At 58.8% G+C, this 14657-nt stretch carries 13 protein-coding genes; 10 read left to right on the top strand and 3 right to left on the bottom strand.

Annotated elements, in window-relative coordinates; translation table 11 throughout:
- Positions 1 to 257 precede the first annotated feature (257 nt).
- From aat to infA, 3 genes are all read left to right on the top strand, one after another.
- Positions 258 to 938, top strand: coding sequence for a leucyl/phenylalanyl-tRNA--protein transferase (gene aat / locus BFP95_RS27765; protein WP_065872074.1), 681 nt, complete (start codon positions 258 to 260; stop codon positions 936 to 938).
- 55 nt (positions 939 to 993) lie between these two features.
- Positions 994 to 1701, top strand: a complete 708-nt coding sequence (locus BFP95_RS27760) for an arginyltransferase (protein ID WP_065872073.1) — start codon at positions 994 to 996, stop codon at positions 1699 to 1701.
- Between the two features lie 100 nt (positions 1702 to 1801).
- Positions 1802 to 2020 (top strand): translation initiation factor IF-1, encoded by a 219-nt coding sequence (gene infA / locus BFP95_RS27755; protein ID WP_002553999.1) that lies wholly within the window; start codon positions 1802 to 1804, stop codon positions 2018 to 2020.
- 175 nt (positions 2021 to 2195) lie between these two features.
- Here infA and clpA read toward each other — a convergent pair whose 3' ends face one another.
- Complete coding sequence (gene clpA / locus BFP95_RS27750) at positions 2196 to 4466, bottom strand: ATP-dependent Clp protease ATP-binding subunit ClpA (RefSeq protein WP_049712679.1); 2271 nt, start codon at positions 4464 to 4466, stop codon at positions 2196 to 2198.
- A 29-nt stretch (positions 4467 to 4495) separates the two neighbouring features.
- Entirely contained in the window at positions 4496 to 4864 is a 369-nt protein-coding gene (gene clpS / locus BFP95_RS27745; RefSeq protein WP_005789091.1) for an ATP-dependent Clp protease adapter ClpS, read from the bottom strand.
- A 218-nt stretch (positions 4865 to 5082) separates the two neighbouring features.
- Here clpS and cspD point away from each other — a divergent pair, with 218 nt between their 5' ends.
- Complete coding sequence (gene cspD / locus BFP95_RS27740) at positions 5083 to 5349, top strand: cold shock domain-containing protein CspD (RefSeq protein WP_065872072.1); 267 nt, start codon at positions 5083 to 5085, stop codon at positions 5347 to 5349.
- A gap of 77 nt (positions 5350 to 5426) precedes the next feature.
- Here cspD and icd read toward each other — a convergent pair whose 3' ends face one another.
- Positions 5427 to 6683 (bottom strand): NADP-dependent isocitrate dehydrogenase, encoded by a 1257-nt coding sequence (gene icd, locus BFP95_RS27735; protein WP_065872222.1) that lies wholly within the window; start codon positions 6681 to 6683, stop codon positions 5427 to 5429.
- A gap of 495 nt (positions 6684 to 7178) precedes the next feature.
- On the opposite strand from icd, the gene BFP95_RS27730 reads away from it, so the two are divergent.
- From BFP95_RS27730 to purB, 6 genes are all read left to right on the top strand, one after another.
- The gene (locus BFP95_RS27730) at positions 7179 to 9404 is read left to right on the top strand and encodes an NADP-dependent isocitrate dehydrogenase (protein ID WP_065910998.1); all 2226 of its coding nucleotides are present in this window, start codon (positions 7179 to 7181) and stop codon (positions 9402 to 9404) included.
- A 172-nt stretch (positions 9405 to 9576) separates the two neighbouring features.
- Positions 9577 to 10794 carry a serine hydrolase domain-containing protein gene (locus BFP95_RS27725; protein ID WP_065910997.1) on the top strand — a complete coding sequence of 406 codons (1218 nt, stop codon included), beginning with the start codon at positions 9577 to 9579 and terminating at the stop codon, positions 10792 to 10794.
- A 69-nt stretch (positions 10795 to 10863) separates the two neighbouring features.
- On the top strand, positions 10864 to 11310 hold the full coding sequence (locus tag BFP95_RS27720) for an NUDIX hydrolase (protein WP_065890767.1): 447 nt from the start codon (positions 10864 to 10866) through the stop codon (positions 11308 to 11310).
- Positions 11311 to 11368: 58 nt separating this feature from the next.
- On the top strand, positions 11369 to 12493 hold the full coding sequence (mnmA, locus tag BFP95_RS27715; protein ID WP_065910996.1) for a tRNA 2-thiouridine(34) synthase MnmA: 1125 nt from the start codon (positions 11369 to 11371) through the stop codon (positions 12491 to 12493).
- The gene (gene hflD / locus BFP95_RS27710; RefSeq protein WP_065872067.1) at positions 12490 to 13113 is read left to right on the top strand and encodes a high frequency lysogenization protein HflD; all 624 of its coding nucleotides are present in this window, start codon (positions 12490 to 12492) and stop codon (positions 13111 to 13113) included. The genes mnmA and hflD overlap by 4 nt, the downstream gene beginning before the upstream one ends.
- A 125-nt stretch (positions 13114 to 13238) precedes the next feature.
- Positions 13239 to 14609, top strand: a complete 1371-nt coding sequence (gene purB / locus BFP95_RS27705) for an adenylosuccinate lyase (protein WP_065872066.1) — start codon at positions 13239 to 13241, stop codon at positions 14607 to 14609.
- Positions 14610 to 14657: the final 48 nt, after the last annotated feature.

The following is a 14657-nucleotide window of genomic DNA, read 5'->3' as shown; positions in this document are numbered from 1 at the left end:
TGAGCATGCATTGTCTTTGCTGACAAAGGCTTATGAGCTGTTTTTATCAATCCAGGCCAGCTTGGCAAATGGCCTGCATCGAACCGACCCGATTACGACCGCGTCCCCGACACAGAGTTGCAGAAACACCTGCTCACGCTAATACGCCTGAAAGGCCGATTCGGGCTGGCCCGATGGCGCCAGGTCGACAATAATCAACACTGCGCAAGCAGGTGTCACACCTGTCACTCCCCTCCCCTTCCGTAAGCCTGGATGCCATGCTGACCTGGTTACAACGCGATTCACTGACCTTCCCCCCGCTGGCCAAGGCCATGCGCGAGCCCAATGGCCTGCTCGCGGCCGGTGGCGACCTCTCGGCCGAACGGCTGGTGCAAGCCTACCGTCATGGCTGCTTCCCTTGGTTCTCGGAGGGCCAGCCGATCCTCTGGTGGTCGCCTGACCCACGCACCGTCATATTCCCCGACGAACTGCATGTGTCTCGCAGCCTGGGCAAACTGTTGCGCCAGCAGCGCTACAGTGTCACCTTCGACCAGGACTTCGCTGCGGTCATCCAGGCCTGCGCCGCACCGCGCGCCTATGCCGATGGCACCTGGATCACTGAAAGCATACAGAGCGCCTACCTGGAACTGCACCAGCGCGGCTACGCCCATTCGGTAGAGGTCTGGGACGACGGGGAACTGGTGGGCGGCCTGTATGGCCTGGCAATGGGCCAATTGTTTTTCGGCGAATCGATGTTCAGCCGCGCCGACAACGCTTCGAAATTCGGCTTCGCCACGTTGACCCGCCAATTGCAGGCCTGGGGTTTCGTGCTGATCGACTGCCAGATGCCCAACGACCACCTGCACAGCCTGGGTGCCCGCGCCCTATCCCGCAGCGAATTCGCAGGTTTCCTGCGTGACCATCTGGACCAGCCCAACGCCGGACCGTGGGTTTCTTAAGCGACTTGCGCACTCCTGGCTTACACTTATTTCAAAGCTTATCCGAGGGTTGATCATGACCGAGTTGGCGCGTTTGAAGTTTTATGCCACTCAACCCCACTCTTGCAGCTATCTGCCCAACGAGCAGGCCACCACACTGTTCCTCGACCCCAGCCAGCCGATGGACGTGCATGTGTATGCCGATCTCTCGGAAATGGGCTTTCGGCGCAGTGGCGATCATTTGTACCGGCCGCATTGCCAGAACTGTAATGCCTGCGTGCCGGCACGCATCCCTGTGGCGCAGTTTCTGCCGGACCGTAACCAGAAACGCATCCTCAAGCGCAACGCCGACCTGACGGTGATGCCTGCCAAGCCGCGCTTCACCGAAGAATACTTCGACCTGTACCAGCGTTATATCGAGCAACGCCACGCCGACGGCGATATGTTCCCGCCCAGTCGCGACCAGTTTTCCACGTTCCTGGTGCGCGACCTGCCCTTCTCACGCTTCTACGAGTTTCGTGCGGACGGCCGCCTGGTGGCCGTCGCCGTGACCGATTTGCTGCCAAACGGGCTTTCAGCGGTCTATACCTTTTATGAGCCTGCGGAAGAACGCCGTAGCCTGGGACGCTTCGCGATCCTCTGGCAAATTGGCGAAGCGCTGCGCCAGGAACTGGAGGCGGTGTACCTCGGCTACTGGATCAAGAACTGCAAAAAGATGAATTACAAGACCCAATATCGACCGATTGAACTGCTGATTAATCAAAGATGGGTCACACTTAACTAGAACCCCTTGGCTTAAACACCCTTTTTCGGGCACAATGCACGCCGCTTTTGCCTGGCGCAGTTGCACCGGGCCATTCACTGGATACCGAGGGCTTTACTGCATGTCGAAAGAAGACAGCTTCGAAATGGAAGGCACTGTCGTCGACACCCTGCCCAACACCATGTTTCGTGTGGAGTTGGAAAATGGGCACGTCGTAACCGCGCATATCTCCGGCAAGATGCGCAAGAACTACATTCGTATTCTTACCGGCGACAAAGTGCGCGTCGAGCTGACGCCCTATGACTTGAGCAAAGGGCGCATCACTTACCGCGCTCGCTAAGCAAGTCAATACAAAACGCCCGGTTATGCCGGGCGTTTTTGTGTGTGTGCGATTTAACAGATACTGGTTAAGCCAGCTCCCACATTTGGTCTTTATTGACCTGAAGACTGCATTGCACAATCAGAGACAGCAAAAAGGCGCCTTTCGGCGCCTTTTGCTTTGTTGCAGTCAGCTATCAGGCCATTTCAGCCGTGGTTTCGAAGTCAAAGGTCAGCTCGCCGTCCTTCAGATCGATGTGCACCACGCCACCATGGTCGGAAAGCTCGCCAAACAGGATCTCTTCGGCCAGCGGCCGCTTGATCTTGTCCTGGATCAGACGCGCCATCGGGCGTGCGCCCATTGCCGCATCGTAGCCGCCTTCGGCGATCCAGCTGCGCGCCGCTTCCGAAACCTCCAGTTGCACGCGCTTGTCTTCCAACTGCGCCTGGAGCTCGGTGAGGAACTTGTCCACCACACTTTTGATGACCTCATGGCTGAGGCGACCAAATTGGATAATGGTATCCAGGCGGTTGCGGAACTCAGGCGTAAAGCTCTTCTTGATCACTTCCATGGCATCAGAAGAGTGATCTTGATGACTGAAGCCAATCGAAGCGCGCGCGGCCGTTTCGGCACCGGCGTTGGTGGTCATGATCACGATCACGTTGCGGAAGTCCGCTTTGCGCCCGTTGTTGTCGGTCAGGGTCCCGTGGTCCATCACCTGCAACAGCAGGTTGAAGACTTCCGGGTGGGCCTTCTCGATTTCATCGAGCAGCAACACGCAATGCGGCTGCTTGGTGATCGCCTCGGTCAACAGGCCGCCCTGGTCGAAACCGACATAGCCAGGAGGCGCACCGATCAGGCGCGACACGGTGTGCCGCTCCATGTATTCGGACATGTCGAAGCGCACCAGCTCGATCCCCATGGCCTTGGCCAACTGCCGCGCCGCTTCGGTCTTGCCGACGCCGGTCGGGCCTGCGAACAGGAACGAACCGACAGGCTTGTCCGGCGACTTGAGGCCCGCACGCGACAGCTTGATCGCAGTGGACAGCGCGTCGATGGCCGCGTCCTGGCCAAATACGGTGAGCTTGAGGTCGCGCTCCAGGTTACGCAGCAGTTCCTTATCAGAACTGTTGACGTGTTTAGGTGGAATCCGCGCAATCTTCGCCACGATATCCTCGACTTGAGGCACGTCAATGCGTTTTACGCGTTTCTCGACCGGCTGCAGGCGCTGGTAAGCACCCGCCTCGTCAATCACATCGATGGCCTTGTCCGGCATGTGCCGGTCATTGATGTAGCGCGACGCCAGCTCAGCCGCCGCACGTAAGGCTTCATCGGTGTACTCGATACCGTGGTGCGCTTCGAAGCGCCCCTTGAGCCCGCGCAGGATGCCGATGGTGTCTTCCACCGAAGGCTCGGACACATCGACTTTCTGGAAGCGACGCGCCAAGGCACGGTCTTTCTCGAAGATGCCGCGAAATTCCTGGAACGTGGTCGAGCCGATGCAACGGATATCACCCGAGGACAACAACGGCTTGAGCAGGTTGGAGGCGTCCATCACCCCACCGGAGGCCGCACCGGCACCAATGATCGTGTGGATCTCGTCGATGAACAGGATGGCCTGCGGGCGTTTTTTCAGCTCGCCGAGCAACGCCTTGAAGCGCTTCTCGAAATCGCCCCGATACTTGGTCCCGGCGAGCAAAGCGCCGAGATCAAGGGAGTAGACGACGCTGTTGGCCAGCAGGTCCGGCACCTGGTTATCCACGATGCGCTTGGCCAGGCCTTCGGCGATCGCGGTTTTACCCACGCCCGCCTCACCCACCAGCAACGGGTTGTTCTTGCGACGACGCGCAAGGATCTGCGCGACGCGCTCAACTTCAAGCTCACGCCCCACCAGCGGATCGATCCGCCCCTGGCGCGCCAGTTCATTGAGGTTGCTGGCATAGGCATCCAGTGGATTGCCCGAAGAAGAAGACTCCCCCCCCTCGTCGTCCTGCATCTCCTGCTCACCCTCGGAATGATCGCCGTGCCCAGGCACCTTGGAGATACCGTGGGCGATGTAGTTGACGACATCGATACGGGCAACGCTCTGCTGTTTCAGCAGGAACACTGCCTGGCTTTCCTGCTCGCTGAAAATGGCCACAAGCACATTGGCGCCCGTGACTTCACGCTTACCGGAGCTCTGCACGTGGAAAACAGCACGCTGAAGCACCCGCTGGAAGCCCAGGGTTGGCTGGGTTTCACGGTCTTCATCGTGGACGGGAATAAGTGGCGTCGTGGAGTCGATAAACTCCTGCAGGTCATGCTTGAGTTTGTCGAGGTTAGCGCCGCACGCACGCAGAACGGTGGCGGCAGCTTCGTTATCCAAAAGTGCCAGCAGCAGGTGCTCGACGGTCATGAATTCATGACGCTTCGAACGGGCCTCCTTGAAGGCAAGATTGAGGGTGACTTCGAGCTCGCGGTTTAACATAGCTTCACCTCATACCCAAGTGGTCGGCGTTAACCGTCCTTCTCGATTTCACAGAGTAGCGGATGCTGGCTTTCCCTGGCGTACTGGTTGACCTGCATGGCCTTTGTCTCGGCGATGTCGCGGGTAAACACTCCACATACTGCCCGTCCTTCTGTGTGAACGGCCAGCATTACCTTGGTCGCCAACTCGCGGTTCAGGTTAAAAAACACCTCGAGCACTTCGACGACGAAATCCATCGGTGTGTAGTCATCATTGAACAAAACCACCTTGTACATCGGCGGCGCCTGTAAAGCAGGCTTGGCCTCTTGAACAGCAATGCCTGCAGAACCGTCGTCATCATGTTCCTGATCCGGTCGATCCTGATTGAATGTTAGTCGAATCTGGCTGTTTGCATGCATGGAAAGAAAGGTTCGTCAGTGGTTCAAATACAGTGGTGGGGGCGACCTGTCAGAATTTCAACTCTGACCAACGGGTCGCCTTGACTATCGGCAAATCGGTGTTACAACCAATAGAACCCACAGTGGGTAAAAAAGGTCCGCGCAGTCAACCTTATTTATTCGGGTTAGGACGGATAAACTGGATGATACTCCAGTGATGGAGTCTGGTGCAGAGGGATATGGGTATGGCAACTGGTAAGGTCAAGTGGTTCAACAATGCCAAGGGGTTCGGCTTCATCATTGAAGAAGGCAAGGATGAAGACCTTTTTGCGCATTACTCAGCGATAGACATGGAAGGATACAAAACCCTGAAAGCGGGCCAGGGCGTCGATTTTGAGATTATTCAAGGCCCCAAAGGCAAGCACGCTGTGAAAATCAAAGCATCAATCTGCATCGGCACCGTTAAAACAGAACCAGCTCAAAAACCAAAAACGCAACTGGCCTGATCAGCCACTGAGCAAACTTCCATAAAAAAGCCAGCCACTCCGATTCACGAGGGTGGCTGGCTTTTTGTGTTTCTGTCTTACATATGCGAAATCAACGCATCGCCGAAGGCCGACGAAGACAGCAACTTGGCGCCCTCCATCAAGCGATGGAAGTCATAAGTCACGGTCTTGGCCGAAATCGCACCGTTGGTGCCCTTGATGATCAAATCCGCCGCCTCGGTCCAGCCCATGTGGCGCAACATCATCTCTGCCGACAGAATCAACGAACCTGGGTTGACCTGGTCCTTGCCTGCATATTTAGGCGCAGTACCATGGGTTGCCTCGAACATCGCCACAGTGTCGGACAAGTTGGCCCCCGGCGCGATACCGATACCGCCCACTTCCGCGGCCAGGGCATCAGACAGGTAGTCACCGTTCAGGTTGAGGGTGGCGATCACGTCATACTCAGCCGGACGAAGCAGGATTTGCTGGAGCATCGCGTCCGCAATCGCATCCTTGACCACTACATTCTTGCCGGTCTTCGGGTTCTTGAACTGCATCCACGGCCCACCATCGAGCAGCGTCGCGCCGAACTCTTCCGCCGCCACTTCGTAGGCCCACTCCTTGAAGGCCCCTTCGGTGAACTTCATGATGTTGCCTTTGTGCACGATAGTCAGCGAATCGCGGTCATTATCCACCACATATTGCAGGGCCTTGCGCGCCAGACGCTTGGTGCCCTCCAGCGATACCGGCTTGATGCCAATCCCGCAATCCTGGTCGAAACGGATCTTGGTCACACCCATTTCTTCCTTCAGGAACTTGATCACCTTGATCGCTTCGGGCGAACCGGCCTTCCATTCGATCCCGGCGTAAATATCTTCGGAGTTTTCACGGAAGATGGTCATGTCCACATCGCCTGGCTTCTTGACCGGGCTGGGCACGCCTTCGAACCAGCGCACCGGGCGCAGGCACACGTACAGGTCGAGCTGCTGACGCAGGGCCACGTTCAGCGAACGGATGCCGCCACCCACCGGCGTGGTCAGCGGCCCCTTGATGGACACCACGTAATCCTTGACCGCATCCAGGGTTTCCTGGGGCAGCCAGGTATCCTGATCGTAGACCTGGGTCGCCTTCTCACCGGCGTAAACCTCCATCCACGAGATCTTGCGCTTGCCGCCGTAAGCCTTTTCAACAGCTGCGTCGACCACCTTGATCATCACCGGGCTGATGTCGACGCCGATACCGTCACCCTCGATGTAAGGGATGATCGGTTGGTCAGGAACATTGAGAGAATGGTCTGCATTGACGGTGATTTTGTCGCCGACTGCCGGAACCTGAATCTTCTTGTATCCCATGCTGAACTCCATCTATGGATTGAACATCTGGCTGCGTTCGAGCCTACTCCAGATAAATGGCGACTGAAACCTCGCGCCATGCTCATTTGCCCCGAAAACAACATAAATTGTCGCCTACAATCCTGAAAGCAAAGGGAAAAGCGCCAATCTTGAGCACATCGTGCGACTTTAGGCGTAACCCGACACCTGCGACCTTTAGACCAATGGACGACACACCTTTTGTATGAAGGCTCGGCGTAAGCATAGCGACCTATGTATAATGCCGCCGCTGACCAAAGAGTCACGATAGCCGACCGCTCTAGAACAGATGCCCTCGGCTCGCAAAGCAGGACTATTACAATAGTCCACCCGCTTGACGCTCGACTGATGCAACCCAACATCACCGCGAAGAAACCTCGACATTTCGCTCATGGATGACTTTGAACGAACGCGCTCCACCCGGCGCATCTCGAGTTTCTGCGCACGCTTTCAGCAAAGAAGAGAGTTAATCCGAATATGCCCACCCGCTCGAAGATCATCTATACCTTCACCGACGAAGCCCCGGCACTCGCCACCTATTCACTGCTGCCTATCGTAGAGGCCTTCACCGCTTCCGCTGATATTGCCGTGGAAACCCGCGACATCTCCCTCGCCGCGCGTATCCTCGCAAGCTTCCCCGAGCAACTGGGCGCAAAGGCTATCCCGGACCACCTCGCCGAACTGGGCGACCTGGCCGTTACGCCTGAAGCCAACATCATCAAGCTGCCTAACATCAGCGCCTCGACCCCGCAGCTGCAAGCCGCGATCAAGGAACTGCAGGCCCAGGGCTACGCCCTGCCGGACTACCCGGAAACCGTAACCACCGACGCGGAAAAAGAAACCCGTGCACGTTACGACAAGGTCAAGGGCAGCGCCGTGAACCCGGTACTGCGCGAAGGCAACTCCGACCGCCGCGCACCGCTGTCGGTCAAGAACTATGCACGCAAGCACCCGCACAAAATGGGCGCCTGGGCTGCCGACTCCAAGTCGCACATTGCGCACATGAACAGTGGCGACTTCTACGGCAGCGAAAAAGCCGTACAGATCGAAGGCGCTGATGCCGTCAAGATCGAGCTGATCGCTCAAGACGGCACTGCGACCGTCCTGAAGGAAAAAACCTCGGTACAGGCTGGCGAAATCATCGACACCGCCGTACTGAGCAAAAAAGCCCTGCGTTCGTTCATCGCCGCTGAAATCGAAGACGCCAAGAAACAAGGCGTGCTGCTGTCGGTTCACCTGAAAGCCACCATGATGAAGGTCTCCGACCCGATCATGTTCGGCCAGATCGTTGCCGAGTTCTATAAAGACGCCCTGGCCAAGCACGCGACCGTGCTGGAGCAGATCGGCTTCAACCTGAACAACGGCATCGGCGACCTGTACGCACGCATCAAGGCCCTGCCGGCTGACCAGCAAGCGCAGATCGAAGCTGACATCCAGACGGTCTACGCCGCTCGCCCTGCCCTGGCGATGGTCAACTCCGACAAAGGCATCACCAACCTGCACGTGCCGAGCGACGTCATCGTCGACGCCTCGATGCCTGCCATGATCCGTGACTCCGGCAAAATGTGGGGCACCGACGGCCAGCTGCACGACACCAAGGCTGTGATTCCGGATCGCTGCTACGCCACCATTTACCAAGCCGTCATCGAAGACTGCAAGGCCAATGGCGCGTTCGACCCAACCACCATGGGCAGCGTGCCAAACGTTGGCCTGATGGCCAAGAAAGCCGAAGAGTACGGCTCCCACGACAAGACGTTCCAGATCAAGGCTGACGGCGTAGTCCGCGTCACCGACAGCAAGGGCAGCCTGCTGATGGAACAGAAAGTCGAAGCCGGCGACATCTTCCGCATGTGCCAGACCAAAGACGCGCCGATCCAGGACTGGGTCAAACTGGCCGTCAACCGTGCCCGCGCCAGCAACACCCCGGCCATTTTCTGGCTGGACCCACAGCGTGCACACGATGGTGTCGTGGTCGAGAAAGTTCAGGCTTACCTGAAAGACCACAACACCGAAGGCCTGGACATCCGCATCATGTCGCCCGTCGACGCGATGAAGTTCACCCTGGAGCGCACCCGCAAGGGCCTGGACACCATCTCGGTGACGGGTAACGTGCTGCGTGACTACCTGACCGACCTGTTCCCGATCATGGAACTGGGCACCAGCGCCAAGATGCTGTCCATCGTGCCGCTGATGAACGGCGGTGGCCTGTTCGAAACCGGCGCTGGCGGTTCGGCTCCGAAACACGTGCAGCAACTGGTCGAAGAGAACTTCCTGCGTTGGGACTCCCTGGGCGAGTTCCTGGCCCTGGCCGCCTCCCTTGAGCATTTGGGTGTGACGTACAACAACCCGAAAGCCCTGGTACTGTCCAAGACCCTGGACCAGGCCACCGGCCAGTTCCTCGACAACAACAAGTCGCCATCGCGCAAAGTCGGCAACATCGACAACCGCGGCAGCCACTTCTACCTGGCGCTGTACTGGGCTCAAGCCCTGGCCGCTCAGACCGAAGACACTGCACTGCAAGCGCAGTTTGGCGAATTGGCAAAAACCCTGACCGCGAACGAAGCAACCATCGTTGCCGAACTCAACGCCGTACAGGGCAAGCCAGTGGACATCGGCGGCTACTACGCGCCGAGCCCAGAGCTGACCAGCAAGGCCATGCGTCCGAGCAACACGCTCAATGCGGCGATTGCTGCGCTGGTGTGATGCTTCACGGTGTCGCTGATGTGACGATTGCGGGCTGATCTTCACACAGCAGGAAAATCCGGAACCCGAAAGGGTCCCGGATTTTTTTTGCGTTTTTTTTGGAGAATGGGCGCAGGACTTGCTTTGGGTTTTGGTTCAAGCCATTCAGAAAACCATACATAGGGAAGTTTCCATGCAAAGAGCTCACTTCCAAGCGCTGGCCTGGGCTTCAGCGATCGCACTGCTGACCGCCTGCGCAACCCATTCGCCGCCCTATCCCCACGCACAGGAGCCGATTGGCGACGTGCAGACGATGTACGACGGCAAACTAAGCCCCGACGCAGCTGTCAGCACCTTCCGCAACATCGACCGCTTATTCCCGGTGCGCACCATTCCAGCCGGCGGCCACCCGTTTCCACTGCCGCGCAGCAGCCAACCACTGAGCCCGGTCACATTCGACTACGAAGGCAAACGCTACAGCCTCGATGACTATGTCACCCTGAACCGGGTAACAGGCCTGCTAGTGATCAAGGACGGTCAAGTCGTTACTGAACGCTACGAAAAAGGCAACACACCGGCTACCCGCTGGATGTCGATGTCAGTGGCCAAATCCATTACCTCGACCCTCGTCGGCGCTGCACTGCAGGATGGCTCGATCAAAAGCCTTGATGACAAAGTGACCCGCTACCTGCCCGCACTGGCTGGCAGCGGTTATGACCAGGCCACGGTACGTCAGGTCCTGGCGATGCGCTCCGGGGTCAAATGGAGCGAAAAGTATGCTGACCCCACATCAGACCGCCGCATGATGCTCAAGCTGCAAACCGAGCAAGTACCCGGCTCCGCGCTCAAATTCATGGCCAGCCTGCCCAGCGCCGCGCCTCCTGGGACCCGAACCAACTACAGCACCGGCGAAACCCAAGTCTTGGGACAACTGGTCAGCGCCGCAGTGGGCAAGCCGCTGGCGCAGTACCTGAGTGAGAAGATCTGGGCGCCGTACGGCATGCAAACCGACGCCAACTGGTGGCTCGATGGCCCTAACGGCAATGAAGTGGGCGGTAGCGGCATCAGCGCAACGCTGGAAGATTACGGGCGGTTCGGACAATTCGTACTCAGCGGCGGCAAGGCCGGCGACAAGCAAGTGTTGCCCAAGGACTGGATGAGCTTTGCCAGCGCCACCACCGGCACCGATCCCGCGTACGGTGATTTTGCCTCCATGTGGTGGCCCGCATGGACCGACGCCTCCAAGGCCGACAAAGCCTTCACGGCTGCAGGCATTTTCGGCCAGTTCATCTACATCAACCCTAGCAAAAAAGTGGTGATCGTCGTGTGGCAAGCGCAAACCAAAGCCACCGGCGGTGAAGTCATTGACGACATGGTCGCCTTCGACGCCATCACCAAGGCCGCGAAGTAAACAACAGGGGCGCTCGGCGGGCGCCCCTGTATGATGCGCGTTTGCCCCTCTGATTCATCGAGAACTCCCATGACCTGGCAACCCCACATCACCGTCGCTACCCTCGTCGAAGACAACGGCCGCTTCCTGATGGTCGAAGAACTCAAGGGCGGCCGCGCCGTACTCAACCAACCCGCCGGCCACCTCGACCCGCATGAAACCCTGATCGAGGCCGCCGTACGCGAAACCCTTGAAGAAACCGGCTGGGACGTCGAAGCCACCAGCCTCGTCGGCATCTACCTGTACACCGCCCCCAGCAATGGCGTGACCTACCAGCGAGTCTGCTTTACCGCCAAAGCCCTGAAACACCACCCGGACTATCAACTCGACGAAGGCATCATCCGCGCCCGCTGGCTGACCCGTGACGAGCTGATGGCCCTGCGCGACAGCTGGCGCAGCGAGCTGATCATCCGCTGTATCGACGATTATCTGGCCGGCCAGCGCCACAGTCTCGAATTGATCCGCCCTTCTCTTTAGCCTTGAAGGCTCGGGCCTGATAGAATCGCGTCCTTTTTCAAGACACCCGTTGAAACCTATGCGTGATCCAGCCCCTTCTGACACCCAAAAGAAGCGCGTCATCGTCGGCATGTCCGGCGGCGTGGATTCTTCCGTTTCCGCCGTTCTGCTCATGGAGCAGGGTTATGAGGTGGAAGGCCTGTTCATGAAGAACTGGGAAGAAGACGATGGAACGGAATATTGCACCGCCATGGACGACCTGGCGGACGCCCAGGCCGTGTGCGACAAGATCGGTATCAAGCTGCACACCGCCAACTTTGCCGCCGAATACTGGGACAACGTGTTCGAGCACTTCCTGGCCGAATACAAGGCCGGCCGCACGCCGAACCCAGACATCCTGTGTAACCGTGAAATCAAGTTCAAGGCGTTCCTCGACTACGCGATGATGCTCGGCGCCGATCTGATCGCCACTGGCCACTACGTGCGCCGCTGCGACATCGAGGGCCGCACCGAACTGCTCAAGGGCCTGGACCCGAACAAGGACCAGAGCTACTTCCTGCACGCCGTTGGCGGTGAACAGATCGCCAAGACCCTGTTCCCGGTGGGTGAGCTGGAAAAGCCCGAAGTACGCAGGATCGCCGAGAAACACGGCCTGGCCACCGCCAAAAAGAAGGATTCGACCGGGATCTGCTTTATCGGCGAGCGCCGCTTCAGCGACTTCCTCAAGCAATACCTGCCGGCGCAACCGGGTGAAATCAAAACCACCGAAGGCGACGTCATCGGCCGTCACCATGGCCTGATGTACCACACCATCGGCCAGCGCCAGGGCTTGGGCATTGGCGGCTTGAAAGACGCCGGTGAAGAGCCGTGGTACGTGCTGGTCAAGGACCTGGAACACAACGTGCTGATTGTTGGCCAGGGCAACGAACATCCATTGCTGTTCTCCGGCGCCCTGCTGGCTTCCGAGATCTATTGGGTCAACCCGATCGACCTGAGCAGCCCGCGTCGCCTGACCGCCAAAGTGCGCTATCGCCAGGGCGATCAGCCCTGCACCCTGGAAAAAACCGCCACCGGCTATCGTGCGACGTTCGATGACCCGCAGCGCGCAGTCACCCCTGGCCAGTCCGTGGTGTTCTATGACGGCGAAATCTGCCTGGGCGGCGGCGTGATTGAAGTGGCCGAAGCCTGGAGCAACCCCGCATGAGCCCGACCCAGGAGCAATTGACCGCGCTGGGCGGGGTTTTCCTGGCTGCGGTGTTGGTGGACAAGATCGCCAAGACCGGCCAGGTCACCGAAGCCGGACTGACCTGCATGCTTGGCAGCCTGCTGATCCGCGACCCCAAGGACACCCTGGAAGTCTACGGGGGTGACGATATCGCGCTGCGTGAAGGTTACCGCGCGCTGATCGGCGCCCTTGAGCGCGACCCCAGCACCTTGCAGCGCGAGCCGTTGCGCTACGCGCTGTCGATGCTCGGCCTTGAGCGTCAACTGGCCAAGCGCGAGGACATGCTCGAGGTCATCGGCAAGCGCCTGCCGCAAATCCAATCCCAAGTGGAACACTTCGGCCCGGCCCACGAAAACGTGGTTGCCGCCTGCGGTGCGCTGTACCAGGACACCTTGAGCACCTTGCGCCAACGAATCCAGGTACACGGCGACATGCGCAACCTGCAACAGCCAAACAACGCCTCGAAAATCCGCGCCCTGCTTCTGGCCGGTATTCGCTCGGCGCGCTTGTGGCGCCAGTTGGGCGGACATCGTTGGCAGTTGGTCATCAGCCGTCGCAAATTGCTCAAAGAACTTTACCCGTTGATGCGCAACGAATAAGTCGCACCAGCCGCTCATTTTCAAGCCGTTACGCGTAATACGCCGGTCAGTTGGCAACGGACCGGCGGATTTTTTCATGTATGATACGCGCCCCATTTCGTTGCCCGACTGTCCGAGAACACCCCATGCAGCTTTCTTCGCTCACTGCGGTTTCCCCTGTTGACGGCCGCTACGCCGGCAAAACCCAGGCCCTGCGCCCTATTTTCAGCGAATACGGCCTGATCCGTGCTCGCGTACTGGTTGAAGTGCGCTGGCTCCAGCGCCTGGCCGCTCACCCCGCCATCAGCGAAGTGCCGGCGTTTTCCGCGCAAGCCAACGCTGTGCTCAACACCTTGGCGGAAAACTTCTCCCTGGAGCACGCCGAGCGTGTGAAAGAGATCGAGCGCACCACCAACCACGACGTCAAAGCCATCGAATACTTGCTGAAAGAGCAAGCGGCCAAGCTGCCGGAATTGGCCCAGGTCAGCGAGTTCATCCACTTTGCCTGCACCAGCGAGGACATCAACAACCTGTCCCACGCCCTGATGCTGCGCGAAGGCCGTGATGACGTCATGCTGCCGCTGATGCGCCAGACCGCTGAAGCCATCCGCGAACTGGCTATCCGTTTCGCCGATGTGCCGATGCTGTCGCGCACCCACGGCCAGCCGGCATCGCCAACGACCTTGGGCAAAGAACTGGCCAACGTGGTGTACCGCCTGGAGCGCCAGATCGCTCAGGTCGCAGCCGTGCCACTGCTGGGCAAGATCAATGGCGCCGTAGGCAACTACAACGCCCACTTGTCCGCCTACCCTGAGATCGACTGGGAAGCCAACGCCCGCGCCTTCATCGAAGACGAGCTGGGCCTGGGCTTCAACCCGTACACCACGCAGATCGAACCGCACGACTACATTGCCGAGCTGTTCGACGCCATTGCGCGCTTCAACACCATCCTGATCGACTTCGATCGCGATATCTGGGGCTACATCTCCCTGGGCTACTTCAAGCAGCGCACCATTGCCGGTGAAATCGGCTCGTCGACCATGCCGCACAAGGTCAACCCGATCGACTTCGAAAACTCCGAAGGCAACCTCGGCATCGCCAACGCCCTGTTCCAGCACCTGGCCAGCAAGTTGCCGATCTCCCGCTGGCAGCGCGACCTGACCGACTCCACCGTACTGCGCAACCTCGGTGTGGGCTTCGCTCACAGCGTGATCGCCTACGAAGCCAGCCTCAAAGGCATCAGCAAGCTTGAGCTCAACGCGCAGAAGATCGCCGCTGACCTGGACGCGTGCTGGGAAGTCCTGGCCGAGCCAATCCAGACCGTGATGCGCCGCTACAACATCGAAAACCCTTACGAGAAGCTGAAAGAGTTGACGCGCGGCAAGGGCATCAGCCCCGAAGCACTGCAAACTTTCATCGACGGCCTGGACATGCCAGCCGCCGCCAAGGCCGAGCTGAAGCTGCTGACCCCGGCCAACTACATCGGCAACGCTGTAGAGCAAGCCAAGCGCATCTGATTACCGCAAGACCCTTGAGACGCCCGGCCGCGCCGGGCGTTTTTATTT

This window comes from Pseudomonas sp. 58 R 12 (assembly GCF_900005865.1).
GTDB classification, from domain to species: Bacteria; Pseudomonadota; Gammaproteobacteria; order Pseudomonadales; family Pseudomonadaceae; genus Aquipseudomonas; species Aquipseudomonas tritici.
Note: the sequence above shows the minus strand (reverse complement) of the source record. Positions and strands in the feature narration are given on the sequence as shown.